The 24,123-nt window shown below is 33.4% G+C and carries 12 protein-coding genes; 9 read left to right on the top strand and 3 right to left on the bottom strand.

Features of this window, described 5'->3' with window-relative positions:
* Window positions 1-96: 96 nt before the first annotated feature.
* The 5 genes from BM246_RS13375 to BM246_RS13395 all read left to right on the top strand — a co-directional run bounded on the left by BM246_RS13375 (window position 97) and on the right by BM246_RS13395 (window position 11,721).
* A complete protein-coding gene (locus BM246_RS13375; protein WP_074938572.1) occupies window positions 97-3,093 on the top strand; it encodes a glycosyl hydrolase 115 family protein in 2,997 nt (998 codons plus the stop codon).
* Window positions 3,094-3,101: 8 nt separating this feature from the next.
* The gene (locus BM246_RS13380; RefSeq protein WP_317042983.1) at window positions 3,102-4,943 is read left to right on the top strand and encodes a metallophosphoesterase family protein; all 1,842 of its coding nucleotides are present in this window, start codon (window positions 3,102-3,104) and stop codon (window positions 4,941-4,943) included.
* Between the two features lie 23 nt (window positions 4,944-4,966).
* Window positions 4,967-9,001 carry a hybrid sensor histidine kinase/response regulator transcription factor gene (locus tag BM246_RS13385; protein ID WP_074938576.1) on the top strand — a complete coding sequence of 1,345 codons (4,035 nt, stop codon included), beginning with the start codon at window positions 4,967-4,969 and terminating at the stop codon, window positions 8,999-9,001.
* 106 nt (window positions 9,002-9,107) lie between these two features.
* On the top strand, window positions 9,108-9,986 hold the full coding sequence (locus BM246_RS13390; RefSeq protein WP_074938578.1) for an inositol oxygenase family protein: 879 nt from the start codon (window positions 9,108-9,110) through the stop codon (window positions 9,984-9,986).
* A gap of 157 nt (window positions 9,987-10,143) precedes the next feature.
* The gene (locus BM246_RS13395; RefSeq protein WP_074938580.1) at window positions 10,144-11,721 is read left to right on the top strand and encodes a solute:sodium symporter family transporter; all 1,578 of its coding nucleotides are present in this window, start codon (window positions 10,144-10,146) and stop codon (window positions 11,719-11,721) included.
* An 83-nt stretch (window positions 11,722-11,804) separates the two neighbouring features.
* Here BM246_RS13395 and BM246_RS13400 read toward each other — a convergent pair whose 3' ends face one another.
* The 3 genes from BM246_RS13400 to kduI are packed head-to-tail and all read right to left on the bottom strand — an operon-like array spanning window position 11,805 to window position 14,639.
* Window positions 11,805-12,980, bottom strand: a complete 1,176-nt coding sequence (locus BM246_RS13400; RefSeq protein ID WP_074938582.1) for a DUF4861 family protein — start codon at window positions 12,978-12,980, stop codon at window positions 11,805-11,807.
* Between the two features lie 16 nt (window positions 12,981-12,996).
* Window positions 12,997-13,791: a gluconate 5-dehydrogenase gene (locus BM246_RS13405; protein ID WP_042506450.1), complete on the bottom strand. Its 795-nt coding sequence runs from the start codon at window positions 13,789-13,791 to the stop codon at window positions 12,997-12,999.
* A gap of 5 nt (window positions 13,792-13,796) precedes the next feature.
* A complete protein-coding gene (gene kduI, locus BM246_RS13410; protein ID WP_042506448.1) occupies window positions 13,797-14,639 on the bottom strand; it encodes a 5-dehydro-4-deoxy-D-glucuronate isomerase in 843 nt (280 codons plus the stop codon).
* 126 nt (window positions 14,640-14,765) lie between these two features.
* Here kduI and BM246_RS13415 point away from each other — a divergent pair, with 126 nt between their 5' ends.
* From BM246_RS13415 to BM246_RS13430, 4 genes are all read left to right on the top strand, one after another.
* A complete protein-coding gene (locus BM246_RS13415) occupies window positions 14,766-15,782 on the top strand; it encodes a LacI family DNA-binding transcriptional regulator (protein ID WP_083415811.1) in 1,017 nt (338 codons plus the stop codon).
* Between the two features lie 18 nt (window positions 15,783-15,800).
* A complete protein-coding gene (locus tag BM246_RS13420) occupies window positions 15,801-16,772 on the top strand; it encodes a type I phosphomannose isomerase catalytic subunit (protein WP_074938586.1) in 972 nt (323 codons plus the stop codon).
* 282 nt (window positions 16,773-17,054) lie between these two features.
* Window positions 17,055-21,254 carry a hybrid sensor histidine kinase/response regulator transcription factor gene (locus BM246_RS13425; protein ID WP_074938589.1) on the top strand — a complete coding sequence of 1,400 codons (4,200 nt, stop codon included), beginning with the start codon at window positions 17,055-17,057 and terminating at the stop codon, window positions 21,252-21,254.
* A 551-nt stretch (window positions 21,255-21,805) separates the two neighbouring features.
* Entirely contained in the window at window positions 21,806-24,109 is a 2,304-nt protein-coding gene (locus BM246_RS13430) for a fasciclin domain-containing protein (RefSeq protein ID WP_175489800.1), read from the top strand.
* The last annotated feature ends 14 nt before the right edge of the window (window positions 24,110-24,123 follow it).

Genomic DNA, 24,123 nt, shown 5'->3' on the forward strand with positions numbered 1-24,123 from the left:
AGCGTGTAAGCTTTTATAGAACTGATTATTTTGACAAGTTTTTATGGCGTCAACTTTATTTGAATTGAAATCTAAATATATGTTGAAAAAGAACTTATGAAAAAATTAAAATATAAAAGCATGTTTAAATATTTAGGATTGTTTTTGGCTTGTTTTCAAGTGTTAGTGTTAACAGCACAAGAAGGTAAGACTTCGGAGTTTTCAATTGTAAAAGGCGGTAATGCCATACCGGTTTTAATTGATAAAAAAGATGCTAAAGTGGTATCTATAGCTTCGGATATTTTTGCAAATGATGTTTTGAATATTACCGGTTTAAAGCCCTCAATAATTTCGAAAGCGCGTACTGCTTCGTCTGTAATAATCGCAGGAACTATTGGAGGAAATGCGATAATAGACAAATTAATAGCTTCGGGTAAATTAAGCGTTACTGCGTTTAAAAATGATTGGGAGCGTTATGCTATTCAAGTTATAGAAAACCCAGTAAAAGGTATTGATAAAGCTTTAGTTATAGCAGGAAGTGATCGTAGAGGAACGGCTTACGGTATTTTAGAATTGTCTAGAAAAATTGGTGTATCTCCATGGGAATGGTGGGCCGATGTTACGCCAGAAAAAAGAAAAGAGTTAAAGGTTACAGTTGAAAATACGGTATCCAAAAGTCCTTCAGTAAAATACAGAGGTATCTTTTTAAATGATGAAGATTGGGGCTTACAACGTTGGGCCGCTTTAAATTTTGAGCATGAAACCGGTGATATTGGTCCTAAAACCTACGCTAAAGTTTTTGAGTTATTATTGCGCCTAAGAGCCAATACGATTTGGCCGGCGATGCATTCGAGTACCAAACCGTTTTACTCGTATCCTGAAAATAAATTTGTTGCAGATAATTATGCTATTGTCATAGGAACGTCGCATGCAGAGCCTATGCTGAGTAACATCAATACAGAGTGGAAACACGATACCATGGGCGAATATCGTTATGACACCAATTCAGAAACCATAAAAAATCTATTCACTAAACGAGCCAAAGAAACCGCGAAATACGATGGTATTTATACGGTTGGTATGCGTGGAGAACACGATTCACCAATGATTGTTGGTGAAGATGATACCGATGCACAGGTTAATTTATTAGAACGTGTTATTACAGACCAACGTGCCATATTGAAAAAGGAAACCAAAAAGAATCCAACAAAGGTTCCGCAAGCTTTTGTACCCTACAAAGAAGTCTTGAATTATTACCAAAACGGACTAAAATTACCGGAAGATATTACACTTGTTTGGACGGATGATAACTACGGCTATATGCGTCAATTAAGTAATCCTCAAGAACAAACTAGACCAGGCGGCGCAGGGGTGTATTATCATACGTCGTATTGGGGAAGACCGCATGACTATTTATGGTTAAACTCCACAAACCCTGTTTTAATGTGGGAAGAAATGTCTAAGGCTTACGAGTTTCAATCGCGTGATATTTGGATTTTAAATTGTGGAGATATTAAACCACATGAATATAACATCGAGCTATTTTTCGATATGGCTTGGGATATGGGTAATTTTGAAAAAAGTACGGCTGTAAAAACACATATGAGTACTTGGGCAGCACGTGAATTTGGAAAAGCATCTGCTTCTGAAATTACGGATGTTTTATTTGAAAATAACCGCTTAGCATATATTAGACGCCCTGAGTTTATGGCTTGGAGCCAAGTGGAACCGGTTACCAAAGAAGGTGAAACGGAATTAACCCAATATCATTATGGTGATGAGGTTTCAGAACGTATCAATAGCTATCAAAGCATCATTGAAACTACGGAGCGCTTGTATAATAATATAGACGCAAATAGAAAAGATGCATTTTATCAACTGGTGTATTATCCTGTAATTGGGGCTTCAAAACTCAATCAAAAATGGTTATATAGTTTTAAAAATAAGTTTACAGCAAAACAAGGTAGGCAGAGTGCAAATGCCTTTGGTGCTTTGTCAAAAGAGGCCTTCAACCGAATTGAAAAGGAAACATCGTATTACAATACAAAACTTCAAAACGGGAAATGGAATCATATCATGACCATGGCGCCTCGTTTTTTACCAGTCTTTGCTCAACCTGCGACGTCTACGGTGCAAACTGATGATAAAGCTAAGTTAGGTTTGGCTTTAGAAGGTTACCAAATGGAAGTGAACGATGACATTATAAACAGTTATGCAGATGTGTTGCCTGTGTTTAATAGATACACAAATAGCAGTTATTTTATTGATGTTTTTGTTGAAGGCAACGGAACTCTAAACTGGGAAGCTAAACCAAAGGCCGATTGGATAAAATTATCGGAAGAAAAAGGTGTTTTAAATACGAGTTCGGGTGAAGTAGAAAAAAGAATTTGGGTGCGTATCGATTGGGATAAAGTGCCAAAAGGCGAGAACAAAAAAGAAGCACCATTGGGACACGATTTTCAATTAATTCCACCAAGTTTTAAGGTGAATAGTGCCATCGATTTTATTTCCGAAGGAAAAACAACAACGATAGGAGTTTCAGTTTATAATCCTAAATTGGATGCGTTAAAAAGCTATAAAGGCTTTGTTGAAGATAAAGGCTATGTGTCTATAAATGCTGAAAATTTCACAAGGAAAAACGAAGGAAAGGAAGCTAAATGGGAATTGTTTGAAGGTATGGGCTATACCAATAAAGTGATTACAGCTTTACCACGAACGGCGACGCCAAATGTTAATATTGAAGAAATAAAAGCGAATAGTCCCGTTTTAGAATATGATTTTTATACTTTTAATTTCGGAGAAGCTCAAGTGAATTTACAAGCTGTACCTACACATGCCCCACATGCAGGTATTGGTGTGCGTTGTGCTGTTGCTATTGATGATGCTGATCCTGTAATTGTAGATTTTCAAACTCAAGGGCGTAGTGAAGCATGGAAAGAAAATGTGCTTAAAAATGCCACAGTAAAAGCGGCGAAGCAAATAGTTAATAAAGCAGGGATGCATACTTTAAAAATTTGGATGGTAGATCCGGGTGTTATGATAGATCAGGTGTTGATTGATTTAGGAGGATGGAAAGCCAGTTATGCTTTTCCGAAGGAAACCGTTAAAAAATAATTAGAATTTTGAATAAATTGTATAGTAAGTACATTGGTATCGTGCTTTTAATGATATTGTTTTCTTGTGAGGAAAAGATAAAAGCTGAGGTGACTCCAATTCAAATAGCATTTATTGCCGATGCTCATTTTCAGGATATTTATGCGCATTTTGAAGATGCCGATTATAAAGGTATCGAGAATCCGGAAACAGGAAATTTTGTTAATATCAGGACTATGCAAGCGCAATTGCAATCCACTAGAATATTCAACGAAAACTATTTTGCATTTATTGAAGCCTTAGATGATATTGTTGCTAGAGGTATTAAATACGTGGCACTACCAGGGGATTTTAGTGATGATGGGCAACCGGTTCATGTAAAAGGATTACGAAAAATATTAGACCGTTATTCTAAAAAGCATGGCATTTTATTCTTTGCAACTACCGGAAATCACGATCCCGTAAAACCATTTACTCAAGAGGCTGGAAAAACTGATTTTTTAGGCGTAGGCGGTCAGGAACAAATTATTACAAGTTCGGTTAAAAATTTAAAAGACACTGTTGAAGGGCAGTTGAAACCTATAATAACTTCAGAAATTAAAAAATGGGGTTATAAAGATATTTTGAATGAAATGTCTTCATTTGGGTTTTATCCTCAGAAAGAATATGTGTATTGGGAAACGCCGTTTTCTAAATATGGTTATGGCGAGTATAGTTTTGAAAAAGCCGAAGAAGCTTCACACTTAAACAAAAGAACCTATCAAATTGATGCATATAATGCGCATCCGGATGCTAGTTATTTAGTAGAGCCAACTGATGGTGTTTGGCTTTTAGCAATCGATGCCAATGTGTATGTGCCAAATAAAGAATTGTCGGGAGCGTCAAATAATGCAAGTGATTTTTCTGGAGCAAGTATTGGTTATAATAACGTGCTTTTACAGAAAACACATTTAATCAATTGGGTAAAAAAAGTAGCCGCGAAAGCCAAAGAAAAAGGCAAGGTTTTAATCGCTTTTAGCCATTACCCTATGGTTGAGTTTAACGATAATGCTTCTGAAGAGATGAAAGCCTTTTTTGGAGAAAATAAAATGCAATTGCACCGCGTACCTAAAGAAGATGTTGCCGAGGTTTTTGCCGATGCAGGTATTCAAATACACTTTGGCGGCCATATGCATATTAACGATACAGGTGTGCGAACTAGTAAAAATGGCAATACGCTTTTCAATATACAAACGCCATCTTTGGCTGCATACGCTCCGGGATATAAAGTGTTAACGATACTATCGGAAACGGATTTTGATGTGGAAACAGTGATTATTAATAAGGCTAAAAACTTTAATAGTTTGTTCCCGTTATACGAGCAGGAATACGCTTACTTAAGTGAAATGGATTCTTCTACAATTTGGAATAAAGATATATTAACTACCGAAAATTATAAAGATTTCACTAAATTTCACTTGAAAGAATTAGTGCGTCTTCGGTTTTTACCTAGCGATTGGCCTAAGAAGTTTGCTGATAGTTTTTTAACCACTTCGGGGAAAGATTTGTTATTAAAAAATAATAGATCGACCGAATTACTAAACGCGCATTTATTAGCTAACAACTTAACCCTAGAAGCTTTTGAAATGTGGACAGGTTTTGATATGGTTAACGATTTTTATAAATTGAGAAGCGCGGATCAATTGGCTTTTACTGATATTGGTGAAAATCGATTAAAGGCATATCAATTTATTTGTGAGGAGTTAAAAGACATTACAGATGAAAAACTAAAGTTATGGCTGCGTATTTTTGAAAAAAGTAGAAAAGGCGCGCCTTCAAATCATTTTAGAATAGATTTAGAAGCCGATAGCATAAAAAATATTACACCGTAAACATTCAAAATAATACCCATTTAATGATTAAACGTTTTATTATATTTTCGCTTTCTTTTTTGTTTGTTTTAAGCAGTTTTGCTCAAAACATCAAATTTGAACATTATAATGATAACGACGGTTTATCTCATAATTCGGTGCGCCATGTGGTTCAGGATAAAAGCGGGTTTTTATGGATTGGTACATTCTCAGGGTTAAATAGATTTGATGGCTACGAGTTTCAGTCTTATTTAAGTTCTTCTGAAGGCAATAATAAACTTAATGATAATGATATTACGGCTTTAGAATTAGATGAAAAAGAAAGGAATATCTGGATTGGTACACGAAAAGGACTGACTTTATTCGATTGTGATACTCAAAAATTCACCACTTTTTTAAAGGATGAGAACAACCCAAATAGTTTACAAGACGAAGAAATTCGATCTATTTATGTAGATAATTTCGATCGTGTTTGGGTGGGTACAAAAGACAATGGTGTGTTTTTGTTTTATGCAGACGAGGAACGGTTCGAAAAAGTAAATCTTCCGAATTTTAATTATGTAAAAGAGATTTTTGAAGATTCCGAAGGTCATATCTGGATTGGTAGTTACGGTACGGCGTCTATAGCAAAAATTAATTTAGATTCGGTTGGCAATATTCAGCAAATAAGCACCTATTCATTAACTATACCCGATTCTATTGAGACCAACCCGTATGTGTATTTTATATATGAAGATGCCAAAAATGATATTTTTGTAGGTACTCGGAAGGGGCTTTACAAACTAGATAAAAGGCTAAATAAATTTGAAAATTTATATATCGAAAATAAAGAAATCCGAGAGTCTTTAGGTCCTTATTTTTTATCAGTAGTGCAAGGTCCTGATGGTAAGTATTGGGTGGGTACGCTTGGAGGCTTAATTGTTTGCGATGGTTTAGAGGCTATTTCAGAAGGTGATTTTAAGCGTTATTACTCGGTTTTAACAGATCAAACATCTCTAGTAGATAACTTGGTTTCTGCCTTATATTTTGATGCTTCAGGAATTTTATGGATTGGTACCGAAGATGGTTTGGATAAGTACGATCCTTATGAAAATCAATTTAATTTAAACAAAGATATTTCAGAATATATAGGGAATCAAGCCCCTAGAATTCGTGGTTTTTCTAAAACATATACTGATGAAATTATTGTTGCTACCCGACATAACGGGCTCTTCATTTCAAAAGAAGATCGTTTTTTGCCTTTAGAAATAGATCAAATAGATATTGCCAGTATTTATTCCCCGGACGGGAAAGTATTCTATTGTGGGTTATGGAATGGTAAAATATTGATTTACGATTTTGAAAAGAAGACTTCAAAAGAGGTATATATCGGTTTTGAAGAATCTCCGATAGTCACTTTCGAAAACTTAGGCAATAACAAGCTGGTTGTTGGCTCGTTTGGTGAGGGTGCATTAATTTTAGATACTGAAAATATTACAGCCAGTACTCAACAACCCAAACTATTAGTTGGTAGTGAGATTAACGAGATTATAAAAGGTGAAGATGATGTTATTTGGTTTGCAACAGAAACAGGCGCTGTAAAATACAATGCAAAAAATGGCGCTCAAACCATTTATAAATCGTCTTTAGATACAGAGAAAGGTTTAGCTCACGATAATGTGAGTGATATTGTTTTCGATAAATCGGGTAAACTTTGGGCGGCAACGCGTAGTGGAATATGCTATTTTGATAAAGAAAAAAACGATTTTTATCCTTTAAAACAACCTGAAGAGTTAGCTGGTAAATGGGTAACGGATTTACTTGTAGATACCAACGGCGATTTATGGTTAAATGTAAACAACAATAGTGTTGCAAGAGTAAATGTTAGTAGTTTAGACTATAATATATACCACGTAAATAGTGGTAATCGGTTAGATTATTTTAGCTCTAGAGGATTTTATAAATTTAGAGATTCTAATATTTATTTAGGAGGAAAAAATGGTGTTATTTATTTTTCACCTTATACCATTAAAGAGAACAAATTATCTCCAGAACCTATAATAACAGAAATTAAAATACAAAATGAAATATTGGTTCCGGGTATGGAAATCAATAAAGAAATCCCGTTGAAAGAAGATTTTAATCAAATAAAAAGTATTGACTTAAATTATAATAACAGGAATTTTTCACTTGAGTTTTCTTCGCCCTCTTATGCTAATGAAAAACTAAATAAGTTTGAGTATCAGTTAGAAGGTTTCGATAAAAAATGGATTTCTACAAATAGTAATTCTCGAACGGTACAATACACCAATTTATTTCCGGGCGATTACGTTTTTAAAATGAAATCGTGCAATAGTGACGGTCATTGGAGCCCAATTGTGTCGTACAAAATTAAAATAGAGCGCCCATTTTGGCTTACCTATCAGGCTTTGTTTTTGGTTGTTTTGTTTTTAGGTTTGGTGCTTTGTTTTGTGAGGCGCGATTTTAAAAATCGTATGCGTTTAAAGCAAGAATTGGTGACCGAGAAGGTAAATAGAGAGCGTGATATTAAATTAAATAATGAGAAATTAAGATTTTTCACCAACATATCTCACGAGTTAAGAACTCCCCTAACGCTTATTATTGGTCCGGTAAAACAACTTATTGAAGAGAGTAAGGAATATAGTAGCGACTATCAAAAAAGTCGTTATCACTTAATTCATCAAAATGCTAGTCGACTTTTAAATTTAGTAAATCAAGTACTGGATTTTAGAAAAGCACAAACGGGAGAGTTAAAGTTAAAAGTGTCGAGCACCGATATTTTGCAGTACACACAAAATACTTTCGATTCCTTTAAGGAGTTTGCTTATAATAAAGAAATTCAGCTTAATTTTAATTCGGAAAACGAGGTGCTTTTCGGTTGGATTGATCGTGATAAGTATGATAAAATTTTATACAATCTTTTATCCAATGCTATTAAGTTTACCAATAAATATGGGCATGTCGATTTATTTGTGCGATTAAAAAGTGATAGTAGCGACTATTTAGTGGTTGAGGTTAGTGATGATGGTATTGGGATTCCGCAAAAAAGTCAGGAAAAAATCTTTAAGCGCTTTTACCAAGCCACAAATAGTAAGGAAAATAATACGGGTTCGGGTATTGGTTTATCGCTTGTTAAAGCTTTGGTCGATTTGCATAAAGGCACTATTTCTGTGCAAAGTACGCCAAACAAAGGGAGTGTGTTTTGTTTTGAAATTCCAATAAGTAGAGAACTTTATAGTAAGAATGAAGTTTTTGAATTTGTGACTAATATTGAAGAACAAGAGCAAATTCCGAAGGTTCCATTGAAAAAAACAACAACAAATACAGATATTAAAGAGAAAATATTGGTTGTTGAAGATAATACCGAACTCCGGAAATATTTAATTGATTACCTATCTAACTATTATAAAGTTTACGAAGCAGAAAATGGGGAAGAAGGTTTGCAGATTTGTCGACAAGTAAAACCTATATTATGTGTGGCCGATGTTATGATGCCGGTAAAGAATGGTATTGAATTTTGTGAAGAACTTAAAAATGATGAGTTTATAAGTCATATTCCTGTAATTTTATTAACTGCGCTTTCTGAGAATGAAGACAAGGTAAAGGGGTATAATGTTGGTGCGGATGGATATTTGGTGAAACCTTTCGATCCGTCGTTATTAAAGTCTATAATGGTTAACATTATAAAATCTAGATTGGAATTAAAAACCAAATTTTCTGATGATGCTGATAGTGAAATAGGTTTGCTAACACACTCACCAGTAGATGAAGTTTTGATGGAGAAAATCTCCAAACTGATAGAAGATAATATTAGTAAACCCGATTTAACCACTAGTTTTTTATGTGAAGAATTAGGTGTGAGTTCGTCTAAATTATATCGAAAAATTAAAGAATTGACAGATTTGGCCCCGAATGAGTTTATTAGAACCATTCGTTTAAAAAAATCGGTGCAATTACTTAAAACAAAAAAACATAATGTATCGGAAGTAACTGATTTAATTGGGTTTAACGACCCGTTGTACTTTAGTCGTTGCTTTAAGAAACAGTTTGGTTATCCGCCAAGTAAGCTGCTTAAATAGACTTTTTGCTTCAATATCTCCATGTTTTTGATTTATAAATCCATTTAAAACCATTCATTATCTTTTAAATTGCGATTAGAAAATTAAACTAATTCACATTATAGCAATGAAAGAATCTTTGAACAAAAATCTCCAAAATCCAATGGAGAATATTGACGATTGGGAAGAGAACTTAATAGATAGATATCCCGATCCGGAAGAACCTAAAAAAGAAAAAGAAGAATTTAGGAATTATGTAGATTCTGAAAGATTAGATACCGTACGCGAATTTTATAAAATTAATCACGAACTTCAAACCTACGATTTTGTTTGTAAGAAGGAAGCGGAGTTTTTAAAGTTCGATAGAAAGGAAATGTCTATTTGGGAAGCCGTAGATTTTTTAAATACTTTGGTTGATGATAGTGATCCTGATATCGATTTAGATCAATTACAGCACCTTTTACAGACTTCAGAAGCTATTAGAGCCGATGGTCATCCCGATTGGTTTGTGCTAACAGGTTTTATTCACGATTTAGGTAAAATTCTATGTCTTTTTGGAGAACCTCAATGGGCGGTTGTTGGCGATACGTTTCCGGTAGGTTGTGCGTATTCGGATAAAATTGTTTATCCAGAATTTTTTAAAGCAAATCCAGATTATACAGATACGCGTTACAATACTAAATACGGTGTGTATTCGCCTAATTGCGGATTGGATAACGTAAAAATGAGTTGGGGGCACGACGAGTATTTGTATCAAATAATGAAAGACTATCTGCCAGATCCAGCATTGTATATTATACGCTATCATTCATTTTACTCGCAACATAGAGAGAATGATTATACCCATTTAATGAATGAAAAAGATGTGGAAATGTTTGAATGGGTAAAAGCATTTAATCCATACGATTTGTATTCTAAAGCTCCTGTGCCACCAAATGCAGAAGAACTTTTACCATATTATAAAGATTTGGTATCAAAATATTTACCTGAGACCTTAAAGTTCTAGTAGCTTTTAAAACTAAAACCAACCAAACGCTAAGTGAGACTAGCGTTTATAATTAATTTGTCGAATTGTGATAATGCATCAATAATTTGGCAAATTAATTTTTGTTGAAATTAACGCTTGTTAAACTTCAACACCAACTAACCACTAAACTAACTTTATGTATACTGCGCTTACGTTTATAGGCTTTACACTCTTTGTTGCCTTTTATTCTTGGTATAAACTTCGGAAAGAAAAATTAAACTCAAAAGATGGCTATTTCCTTGGCGGAAGAAGCCTAACAGGAGTCGTTATTGCTGGTTCTATGTTGCTTACCAATATCTCAACAGAGCATTTGATAGGTATGAATGGTTCATCATATAAAAACGGATTTATTATAATTGCTTGGGAAGTAACTTCAGCTTTAGCCTTAGTGGTTGCAGCCATTTATTTTGTGCCCAAATATTTAAAAATGGGCTTAACAACTATACCCGAATATTTAGAAAAACGATTTGATAGTACCACGAGAACGTTAGTCGCATTGTTTTTAATGATTTCCTTTATTGTAACCTTGTTACCTATTGTTTTGTATACAGGCGCTATAAATTTAGAAAGTATTTTCAACGTATCGGAAGTATTAGAAGTTTCTAAAAAAGAAGGTCTTTGGATTACTGTAGTTGCCGTGGGGATTTTAGGTTCTATTTATGCTATTTTTGGTGGTCTAAAAGCTGTAGCGGTTTCTGATACTATTAATGGTTATGGACTACTTATAGGTGGTTTGGCCATTCCGTTAATTGCTTTAGTTAGTATTGGTGATGGGAATCCATTGGATGGTTTGGCTAAAGTGTATAACCATAGTCCTGAAAAATTTAATGTAATTGGTGCTAAAGATTCGGTTTTACCGTTCGAAGTATTGTTTACTGGATTAATTATCAATCAGCTGTATTTTTGGAGTATGAATCAAACTATAATTCAGCGTGCCTTAGGTGCGAAGAATTTAGTTGAAGCCCAAAAAGGATTGTTGTACACAGGTGTTTTGAAAATTTTAGTGCCAATTATCATTATTCTACCAGGCGTTATTGGGTTTTATTATTTTGGAGATTCTATGTATGAAAACCTAGATATGATTTACCCAGAATTAATTAAAAAAGTATTGCCAGTAGGCCTAGTAGGTATATTTGCTGCTATTGTTATGGGAGCTGTTTTAAGTACCTTTAATAGTGTTTTAAATAGTGCCGCTACTATTTTTAGTATCGATGTTTTTAAGCGTCATTTTGGTAAAAACTGTAGTGATAGAAAACTGGTAAAAGTAGGGAAGCTTACCTCTTTAATATTAGCAATTTTCGCTATTTTGGTAGCGCCAATGGTTGCCAATGCGCCAGATGGTTTGTATCAATTATTGCAACAGCTTAATGGTATTTTCTTTATCCCAATTGCCTCAATAATGTTAGCTGGTTTTTTTCTGAAAAACATTTCGGCTATGGGAGCCAAGGTGGCACTTTTTGTAGGTTTAACATTTTATATTTTAACGACGTTTATATTTAAAGTCGATATTCATTTTGTGCATATTTGGGGAATAGAGTTTGTTTTAAACCTAATCGTGATGTTCGCGGTATCTTACTTTTATCCGCCAACTCAAGAAATGCAGCAAGACAATATTGTGTTTGTAGACATGAAGACCTGGAAGTATACAAAACCAATGGCTATTATGCTTTGTGTTGTAACTGTAGCTATTTATGTGTTATTAGGAAATGCATAATAAAAAAAAGTGATTGTTTCATTCTTTTAATAAAAGAGTAGAAACAATCACTTTAATAAAATAACTTAGAAATAATGTTGAATTTATTTATTCAAAACAACTTCTAAAGGTGTGTTAATTTGTTTAGAAAACATATCTAAATAAGCTTCCCATTCTTGGCTGTTTTTAAATTGGTTGCTCTCGCTCCAAGTAAAGCCAGCGTAATAAACTACTTCGTTATTAGTTACTTTTAATTCCGCGTAAGCGTTACTTAAATCCTTTTGTTCGGTATCATAAGTTTCGTAACCTAAAAATGTTCCTTTAGGAGCTACAATAGCTGTTGCTAATTCGGTTTCAAAGTGTGGTTGCCAGTAGCTTACCCATCCATTATTATCACTCCCAGTAACTTTACCATCTTTTTCATGTAGCGTTAAGCCAGCATAAATAGTATCGGTACCTTCAATGCTTGTTGTGAATTTCGAGAAGTTGTTTCCTAAATCTAAACTAATAGTTTTAGATTCTTTTATCAACTTGCCGTTAGCATCCCAATTTGCATATTCTAAGTGAAAACTAGTTCTAAGTGGCCCCGTAGTAATGGTGCGCCATTGTGTGTAGTTTTTAGAAAAATAGTAAGTAGTATCTGCTTTTACAGCAATACCACCAACACCTCTACTAACACCTACATGGAAATTATCGCGACCTTCCGGAGAAGCTTCATGATAAGCGCCAGGTTTAATAGCGTTCTTTTTATACCAATTGTTGATAATTGGATATTCAACCTTTTTTAACCAAGCATCTACACCACTAGAAAGTGTGCCTCCAGGTGTACCGTCTTCAATCATTTTTTGAGCAACAGGCCCATAAACACGGAAGGCTACTTTATTGTTTTCCCAAGTATAATCGTCTGTACGTTCTGGCACAAAACGAGAATAACAAAGTTCTTCAGCTTTTGGCTGTTCGGCTTCTGTTATGGTAACAATTTCAAACGTTTTTTCTGAATTTGCAGCTATTTTAGGTTGAAATAAAATCTCGTCCATTGTGCCGTCTCCATCATTATCTACCGTTTGAGTTACTTGTAAAGTTCCGTCTTTGGCATCACGAATTCCAACCGTTGTAAGATCGGTAACGTTTAAAAATGCTTTTGATAATTCAACAGTTTCAAAAGTTTTTTCAAAATCTAAAGTGTTTTTAACAACAATAGATTTTATGTCTTCTTTTTGATTACATGAAGAAAGTATAGCGGCACAAAAAATACCGGCTAATATTTTATTTCTTTTCATAAATACTGAATTTAAATTAATCTTCGTTTGAAGGTTTTCCGATAGTCGCTAAAATACCACCGTCAACATAAACCACTTGCCCGTTAACAAAATCACTAGCTTTTGAGCTTAGAAATATTGCTGCACCTTGCAAATCTTTTGGGTCTCCCCAACGTGCAGCAGGTGTACGGTTAATAATGAAATCGTTAAATGGATGTCCATCTACACGAATTGGAGCGGTTTGCGTAGTAGCAAAATAACCAGGTCCAATACCATTAGTTTGTATGTTATGTTTAGCCCATTCGGTAGCCATGTTTTGCGTTAGCATTTTTAAACCACCTTTTGCAGCTGCATAAGCACCAACAGTACTTCTGCCAAGTTCACTCATCATGGAGCAAATGTTGATTATTTTGCCTTCTTTACGTTTAATCATGCCTTTTACAACATGTTTAGACATAATAAACGGACTTACTAAATCTACTTTAATTACAGCTTCAAAATCTGCAACTTCCATTTCTTCCAGAGGCGTTCTTTTAATAATACCTGCATTATTTACAAGAATATCAATATTGCCAACTTCTTTTTCTATAGCTGCAATGTTTTTAATAACTTGAGCTTCATCTGTAACATCAAAAAGGTATCCCGAAGCGTTAATGCCTAGAGATTTATAATGTTCTACAGCTGTATTTAGTTTGTCTTGCGACGATGCACCGTTGATTACCAAAGTGGCACCCGCATTACCTAAACCTTCAGCCATGGCTTGTCCTAAGCCGTGAGTACCACCTGTAATAAGGGCTACTTTTCCTGTTAAATCGAATAAGTTTATAGACATTTTTATTATTTTAGTTCAGTTATTTTACAGTGATCCATATCTCCGTAGTCTAAGTTTTCACCAGCCATTCCCCAAATAAAAGTGTAGTTACTAGTTCCAGATCCAGAGTGTACAGACCATGCTGGAGAAATAACGGCTTGGTTATTTTGCATCCAGATATGACGTGTTTCTTGTGGTTGTCCCATAAAGTGACATACCGATTGTTCTGCAGGTACATCAAAATAGAAATAAACTTCCATACGTCTGTCATGCACGTGTGCAGGCATCGTATTCCAAACAGATCCTGGTTTTAATTCGGTCATTCCCATTTGTAATTGGCAAACATCTACAACGCTATTTACAATATACTTTCTAAGTGTTCTTGCATTAGCAGTTTCAGGTGCACCTAATTGTACAACTTCTACATCATTAATTCCTATTTTTTTGTTTGGATATGCTTTGTGAGCAGGTGTAGAGTTTAAGTAAAATAAAGCAGGTTCGTTAGCCGATTTACTAGCAAAAACAACTTCTTTGTTGCCTTTACCAACGTATAATGCTTCGCGGTTATCTAATTCGTAAACAGTTCCGTCTACGGTAACAGTACCAGAACCACCAATGTTAATGATTCCTAATTCGCGACGTTCTAAAAAGTAATCGGCCTTTAACGGATCGATAGCTTCTAACGTTAAAGCTTCTTTTACAGGAACAGCACTTCCAGAAATAAATCTATCATAGTGAGAATACACCAAATTTACTTCATCTGGAGACATTAAGTTGTCAATTAAAAATTCGTCTCTTAATCTAGTAGTATCATACGATTTAACATCTTGTGGTGATGCTGCGTAGCGTACTTCATAATTGGTTTTCATGGTATTTAGTTTTTATATATGATTTTATAACTTTTTTAACGATGTAAATATAATAAATAAAATCTAAATACAATCGATTGGATTTTGTTATATTTGTGAACGCTAAACTTAATTTTCAATTTACTATTGAATAACAAACCCACCATACACGACATTGCCAAGGCTCTAGGAATTGATAGTTCTACAGTATCAAGAGCCTTAAATAATAGTCCACGAGTAACTCGTGCTACAAAAGATAAAATTTTGGCTAAAGCTGAAGAATTAGGATACCAACGTAATATGTTGGCGTCTAATTTGCGAAAAAACATTACTAACACTATTGGTGTTGTGGTGCCAAGAATATCTCGACATTTTTTTTCGTCGGCCATTCAGGGTATTGAAGAAACGGCCTATTTAGCTGGTTATAATGTAATTATTTGTCAATCTTTAGAGCAATTAGAGCGCGAGAAAAAAATAGTTGGCGGTTTACTTGCAAATAGGGTAGATGGTTTATTAATTTCGGTGTCTATGGAAACCATGAATTACGACCATTTAGAAGCTTTAAAAAATAGTAATATTCCGCTTATATTTTTCGATAGGCATTGTGATATTCCTGGCTTTAGTAATGTGCTAATTGATGATTTTAAGGGCGGCTACGATGCTACACAGCATTTAATATCAAAGGGCTGTAAGCATATTGCACATTTCTCGGGACCGCAGGAATTAGAAATTTATAAAAATAGATTTGAAGGCTACAAAGCAGCTTTAAAGAAAAATAATTTAACCTTTAAAGAAGAATATGTTATTAGCTCTCGACTTATGGAGCAAGATGGTTATATTAGTATGCGAAAATTATTAGCAAAAAAACTGCCTATTGATGCCGTTTTTTGTGCTAATGATTTATCGGCTATTGGTGCCATGAAACACACCAAGGAGTTGCAAATTAAAATACCCGATGCTATTGCTTTTGTTGGTTTTAGTAACGAGCCTGTTTCTAGTGTTATTGAGCCATCGTTAACCACGATAGATCAATCTGGATTTGAAATAGGGAAAATAGCTTCGGAGTTAATGCTGAAGCAAATTTTAACTAAAGAAACCCCTCAAAAGGGACAAACCATATTAATAGATACTCATTTAATAGAAAGAAATTCATCTAAAAAATAACTTTTAAACACAACTATAATGAAACTATATCCATTAAAATTCGAACCGCTATACAAATACAGATTATGGGGTGGCGAAAAATTAAAAACACAACTTAATAAAGAGTATACAGAAAGTAGTATTGGTGAATCTTGGGAAATTTCGGATGTAAAAGGCGATGAAACTCAGGTGTTAAATGGCGAGCTTAAAGGGCAAACGCTTAAACAATTAATTAATACTTATAAAGGTGATTTTGTTGGTGAAGCTGTGTATAAAGCTTTTGGTGAAGATTTCCCGTTACTTATTAAATTTATTGATGCAAAAACACCATTATCTATACAAGTACACCCAAGTAATGAGTTAGCAAAAGAGCGTCACAACTCATTCGGGAAAAACGAAATGTGGTATGTTATGCAAGCCGATAAAGATGCAGAACTTATTGTTGGTTTCGAAAAAGAAATTAATAAAGAAGAATACCAAAGACATTTAGAAGATGATACAATCTTAAATGTTATGCATCACGAAACGGTTGCAAAAGGCGATACGTTTTACATTCCTACAGGAAGAATTCATGCTATTGGATCTGGTGTTTTATTAGCTGAAATTCAACAAACCTCGGATGTTACTTACCGTATTTACGATTATAATAGAGTAGATGCTACAACGGGGAAAGAGCGTGAGTTACACAACGATCAAGCTTTAGATGCTATAGATTTTACTTACCATAGCGAGTTTAAAACAAGTTATGAAACTAAGGCGAATATGGCTAACAAATTAGTACATTCTCCTTATTTTAAAACAAACTTTATAAAAGTTGAAAACGAGTTAGAGAAAGATTATTCTAACCTAGATTCTTTTGTAATTTATATGTGCGTTAGCGGAAGTTTAGAAATTAGCCATGCCGATGATACTTATGCATTAAACACAGGAGAAACGATATTGTTGCCAGCCACTGTTAATGCTGTTAAAATTACTGCTTCTCAAGCCGATTTATTAGAGATTTATCTTTAATCTTTCGAGACATTAGTTAAAAATAATATTAGTAAAGCAAAGTTTTTTATATTAGTGAAAAACTTTGCTTTTTGCTAATATCTAAAAACGACGTGATCACTATATTTTAAAATGATTTCCGTTTGGTTTTATGTTCTCATTCTAAAGAGTATTTTAGATTGCGCAGGCCTGCACAGTTACGGGTAAATAACCTCCATATTTTATTTTAGCTTGAATACAAATTAGTAAAAGTTTTGTATTCAATAAATTAATAACATTTAGTTGTTGAAATTTCAAATAAAAATGAATTTTAAAAATTATTTTATTGCTTTATTCTGTTTACTAACAAATATTATTGTTGGGCAGAAGAATAATATAAAGTTTGAAAATTTAGATACATTTAGTGGGCTTTCAAGCAGTACGTGTACCGAAATATTTCAGGATAAAGCTGGTTTTTTGTGGTTCGGAACTATTGATGGACTTAATAGATATAATGGTTATGAATTTGAGATTTTTAGATCTGTTTTAAATGACAATACATCTATTAGTAATAACAGAATTAATGCTATTGAAGAAGATAACGAAGGGAATTTGTGGGTTGGAACCAATAATGGGCTTAATTTATTTAATAAACAGACTAATAAGTTTATTAGAATAAAACTGTATAAGCAGCTTTCTTTATCAAATAGTTCGCAAAAAATTATTAATGATTTGCTGTACGACAGTATTAATAATACACTCTGGGTTGCTACCAATATTGGTGTTATAAAAATTCAGCTTTATGATTATAATACTAATGAAGATAATTTTAAGTTTTCATATTACATAAGCGATCAAAGTAATTTAAAATCTATTGATAATAATAAAGTTAATGTTCTTTTAAAAGATAAAGATAATACGATTTGGGCTGGAACTAATGGGCAGCATTTAAACCGATATAATAGAAAAAACGATAACTTCGATCGTGTTTTAATTGATAAAAAAGAATCTTACGAGTTAAACCACATTACTAAAAAAGTATTTATTGATGCCGATGGCGATTTTTGGATTGGTAACGATTTATCTAACCTCATACTTTGGAATACCAAAAATAATACGTTTAAGCACGTATCTTTAGTGGATAAAAGTGTGCCTATTTACGATATTTATCAGGATAAAACAGGTTTGTTTTGGGTGTCTACCGATGTTTTTGGTTTGTATTTATTCAAAAAAGAAAATGACGATGTAGAAATGCAACGCCATATTGTAAATAATTTTTCCGATCCGTTTTCATTACCTAATAATAAACCTACTAAAATATTTGAAGACAGAAAAGGTATTTTCTGGATAGGCAGTTACGATGTTGGTGTTAGCAAGTTAGATCCGTCTAGTTATTCCTTTCAGCATTATTACTATAAAGCCAATAAGGCCGATGGTTTAAGTCAAAAAACAATACAATCTGTTTTGCAAGATTCCAAAGAACGAATTTGGATAAGTGCATACAATGGCGGCCTAAATTTGTTTAATGAAGAAGAGAATTCGTTTGAGCATTTTAGTAGTTTTTCTAATGATACAAGTGCGCTTAGCTCCAACAAAATATTATATACTTTTGAAGATCATGCAGGTTTTATTTGGGTTTGTACCTTAGATGGTGGCGTTAATAAATTTAATCCGGAAACGGGTAAAAGTGAAGTGTTTTTACACGATGCTAATAATACTAAGTCTATTGGGCAAAGTTCTGTTTGGAGCGGAGTGGAAGATGCTGAACATAGAATTTGGTTCGCTTTAAGAAACGAGGGTTTAAGTCTTTATAACCCGAAAACTAAACAATTTAAAAATTATAAAAGCACCTACGATTCTGGTAATTCTTTACTTAGTAACTCTATCATTAGTACGTTTATAGATTCAAAAAAACGCTTGTTTATAGGTACAGAACTGGGGTTAAATGTAGTTGAATTGAAAGCCTTAGGTGAGTTTATTCCCAATGATATCGATTTTATACCTGTTAACGTTTCTGGATTAGTGGAGGTTAGGGTTAGTACTATTACAGAAGATCATGGTAATAATATTTGGGTAGGATCAGATAGTGGTGTTTATAAGCTTGATGCTAATTTAAATTTGGTACAGTCATATTCTTCGCAAAATGGACTACCAAACAATTTGGTTGTAGGTATTAAGGAGGATGATAATTTTAATATTTGGATTACTACAAAGAGTGGCTTGTCTTTACTGAATCCCAAAACACATCAAATTGTAAATTACAATACGCACGATGGTTTACAAGGTGCAGAATTTCAAACACAATCTATAGAGAAAACTACAGACGGCCGTATTATTGTTGGTGGTTTAAACGGTTTTAATATTTTTAATCCAGATGATATTGCCATTCCTGCAGCTGTAGATTTAAAACCACAAATAAGTAAGCTGAAGTTAAATAACAGAGTTGTTTTTGCAGGCGACTCAATACATGATAGAGTTTTATTGAACAAAGGTATTTCGGAAACTAAAGATTTAACGTTAAAGTACAAGGAGAATTATGTTTCGTTGGAGTTTGTGGCGCTTTATTTTGATAATCCAGAGCAGGTTAAGTATGCTTATCGTATGCAAGGTCTAGATAGCGACTTTATTAATTTGGGCTCTAACCGTGTAGTAAACCTATCGAACTTAGAATCTGGTACATATAAATTTGAAGTAAAAGCGACCATTAATGGGCAATGGGATACTGCTAAAACAACTTTTCTAAATATAAAAATTTTACCACCTATGTGGCGTAGTTGGTGGGCTTACCTTATTTATATTATTATTGGAGCGTTAATTATTCGTTTCTTAATGTATTATTATGAGCTTAAAGTACAAGAAGAACAAGAACACGAACTAGATCAAATGAAACTACAGTTCTTTGTAAATGTATCTCACGAGTTTAGAACGCCATTAACATTAATCCTGAATCCGGTAGATAAAATATTAGCGAATTTTAGTGATAATCCTGAGGTTGTAAAAACATCGGCATTATCTATTCAGCGAAGTGCTAGACGATTACTTCACTTGGTAAATCAGTTGTTAGATTATCGTAAAATGGATGTTGGTATGGCACCGCTTCAATTAGAAAAAGGAGATGTTGTTAAGTTTAGTGAAGATATTTTTTCGCTTTTTAAAGATTTAGCTTTCAAAAAGGAGATTAATTATAACTTCATAAGTACTTCAGATAAAATTGTTTCACTTTTCGATTTTGATAAAGTTGAAAAAATAATTACAAACTTAATTTCGAATGCTATAAAATTCACCAATAGTGGAGGTGATATAACCATAACAATTAATAAAATTAATACTGGTAGTGGTAATTCTAACTTTTTGAAGTTGGGTAAAGCTAAATCTACCGAGTATGTTGAAATTATAGTTGAAGATACTGGTGTGGGCTTAGATAAGGAGCAAATGCGCCGTATTTTTTCGAGGTTCTATAATTTGGATGCTTCAAAAGCCGGTACAGGTATTGGGTTAAACTTTACCAAAGGTTTAGTGGAATTACATGGTGGTGAAATAGATGTAGAGAGTAAGCATAAAAAAGGAACCAAGTTTATTGTTAAACTACCTTTAAATATCGATGCTAAGCCAGATGATGTTGAGAATGTTAAAAATGAATTTTTAATAAACTCAATGAAGGCTGTTGAATATGATATGTTAATCTCGAACGATCATTTACCAAATGTAAAACCAGATTCGGTAGACGATTACAATGGTGACGATTCTAATAAACCAATACTGCTTATTGTTGAAGATAATAAGGAACTCCGTGTGCATTTAAGTAGTGATTTAAGAGATCAATACATTATTAAAGAAGCTGTTAATGGTGTCGATGGGTTAAAGAAAGTGCATAAATATTTGCCAGATTTGGTTATAAGTGATGTTATGATGCCTAAAATGGATGGTTTCGAAATGTGTAATTCTATAAAATCCGATTTAGAAACCTGCCATATACCTGTAATTTTATTAACTGCTAAAACCTTGGTTGAGGATAGAATAGAGGGTTACGAGCACGGTGCAGACGGTTATATATCAAAACCTTTTGTTACCGATGTATTGAAAGCTAGAATTAATAACTTGCTTGAGGCGAAGAAAAGATTGCGACAACGTTTTTCTGAAATTGGAGGTATATTCCCGTCTAGTGAGGTAACCTCTAATAATCTAGACGAAGCATTTCTTGATAAAGCCACCAAAGTTATTATTGAAAATATAAGTGATATAGATTTTAAACAAGGCGATTTACTGGCCGAAATGGGGATTGGTCGATCTCAGTTCTATAAAAAAATAAATACGTTAACAGGAAGTAACCCAAGCAACTTTATTAGGACAATACGATTGCGTTATGCTGCTGAGTTGTTGGTAAAAAACAATTATTCTATAAAAGAGGTATCTCACATGTCCGGTTTTAATTCCACAGCATATTTTAGTAAAACCTTTAAGGAATTGTTTGATGTAACACCAAGTCAGTTTATTGAACAAAAGGAAAAAGAAGGAGAAATGTAAGCGTTTCGAATTTATAAATTAATAATGTGAAATCTCAGATTAAAACTTAATCTGAGATTTTTTTTTTTTGTTAAAAACAATAGAATATGCTTACTTATATTAGGAGGTAAAAGGTGAGGTAATTGCTCATTGTTTTATATGGTCTGTAATGCTAAAATTTAAGTATTTTATTAGTTTGTTAAACGTTTAAGCAAAATTAAATACTGTATTCTGTTAATTTGATAATTATGCTTATGGTTTTTTAAGAATAGGTTAATGTGGTAAAAATAATACTGTAGGATTTTACATAAAGCCTAGTGTTTATAGGGGTAAAACGGTATAAATGAGCAATAATTTATCTCTAAATAGCTATAATTTATATACTTAAAGGGCATTGTTTTATAAGTTTGCATTAACAAATAGTTAACATTAATTAACAAATTTTAGTATTTGCTCTTTAATTGCTGTTTCTCTTTAATTTAAGCTAAAACCAAGTTTAAATGTATTAACCGAACCTAATTAAATAACTAAACAATAATTCTAAATTAACTACAATTAATATGGTACAAAAAATGAAGCATAGAAATGGTATAATTATATTATTTATAATTATGGCCACTTTTGGGTGTAAGCCCGACCCGCTTGAGTATGCACGTCCCGACAATTTGGCTGGTACAATTTACCAACAATTAGAGTCCATGGGGAATTTTACTTATTACTTACAGGCATTAGATCAAACGGCTTACAAAGAACCATTGGTAAAAGGTGGTTCTTGGACAGTTTTTGCTCCAACAGATGAGGCTTTCGAGGCTTATATGACTGCTGAAGGAATATCTAGTATAGAATCTATTTCACCAGAAAAAATATTAGATATCGTAGAGTATTCAATTATAATTGATGGTTGGAATACTACAACGTTAACTTATTTTCCAAATCGATTTTATTTAGGTCAAAGTTTTAGACGTAGAACGCAATACCAAAGACCTAATAGAACGTATAATACCGATACTTTACAGCATATATTAGATTGGGATAAGTTAGAGCCTGGTCAATATGTGGTAGAAGAAAGTAATGGTAGATTAAAAACAACCAATTATTTTATTCAATCTTATTTAGATACTTGGGATGTTCAGCATTCGGATTACGAGTTTATGTTTCCAGATGAAACTTTCAATGATGGCGAAATGAAAGTATTTGGTGCTAATGTTACAGAACAAAATATTGTAGCAGAAAATGGGATAATTTATGCTTTAGATAAAGTGTTTGAGCCTAAAAAGAGCATGTACGAAAACCTTTCTTCTCCGGAGTATGGCGATAAGTATTCTGGTTTTAAAAGAATATTGGAACGTTTTGCTTATTTGAGATACAATAGAGACGAGCTAAATGAGGAAACAGGAGAAACAGAGCAAATTTACAGATTTGTGTTTTCTACAGGAATAGAAAATGATTATCTACCCTTTAATGTTGCAGATGAGAATTATGCAACTAATATCGATGGAACTCTAGCACAAGCTTGGGGGTTATTAGTGCCAACAAACGAAGCTTTAGAAAGTTATTTAACTAGTAATAGTATTTTGGGAGAGTTTTATAGCTCTTATGATGAAATGCCTTTAGATGTTTTAGGGAAATTTATATCACCTTTTTTCTTTAATGATTATTGGGATATATGTCCAAGTTATTTTGGTCAAAGTTATGATACAAGCTTAGGTTTAGTAGATTATAAAGCGGAAGATGTTGTCGACAAAAAGTTTTGTAGCAATGGTTTCTTTGTAGGGGTAAATACAGTGTATACAAATAATAGTTTTGGAACAATAATGGGGCCTTTATTATTAGACCCTAATTACTCTATAATGCTTCAAGCAGTTCAAGATCTTAGAATAGATACAGCTTTACAAAGTAATGCAGTGCGTTTTTCTATTTTAGGTGTAAGAAACGATCAGTTTGTCGATATTGCAGATCCAAACAGTGCAACACGTAGAATAACAGTACGTACAGATCTTGATTCTTATGATCCTACTGATGTGTCTGTAATTTATATGGATGTAGAAGGTGATCCTGTAGGAGCTAATAACCGTACGTATCCAGATCCAGATGCAACGTCTCCAAGTGCAGCAGATATAGCTTATGTTAGAAAAACAATAGCTGATATTGTTCTTAATCAAATTGTCGATGAGGATATAGATTTTAATGCTAACAATTACTACCAAGCAAGAAGTGGCGAGTTTATCTACGCATCTGCTGGTAATTTAGCACAAGGAGGTGGAGATATTCAGGATATGGAATCTGCTCAGGTTGAGAATATCCAAGTTACAGATAATGGAAACTTTTATGAAATGAGTGCTATTATAGATATGCCGTTAAATTTCACTTACGGTACTTTAGTAGAGAACTCTGCGAGCTTTTCATCTTTTATAGAGGTATTAGAAAGTGCAGATGCATTAATTACCATTGTAGGTTCGGAAGATAAATTAATTAACTTCTTAAACTTACAAAGAACGTTTACATTATTTGCGCCTAACAACAGTGCTGTTGCACAAGCTATTAGTGATGGTGTTATTGTAGACCCTAGCATAGTAAATGGGTTGGATGATTTAGATAAGGCTATAGCAAAAAGAGATCTTTTAAACTTTGCTAAAAAGCACTTTATACAACAATCGTTACCTACCGATGGTAAAATCACAGGAACTTTTCCTTCTATGTATTATAGTAAAATTGTCGATTTTGCTCCAGTTTACGATCAGTTTTCTGTTGTAAATACAACAACATCTGTTTCTATTACAAACGAAGAAACAGGAGATACCGTAACAACTGGTAGTATGACAAATATATTATCAAAGAGAATTATAATACACGAAACGAATAATTATATAAAATAATAAAACTAAAAGTT

It is taken from the genome of Algibacter lectus (genome assembly GCF_900112395.1).
GTDB lineage: Bacteria > Bacteroidota > Bacteroidia > Flavobacteriales > Flavobacteriaceae > Algibacter > Algibacter lectus.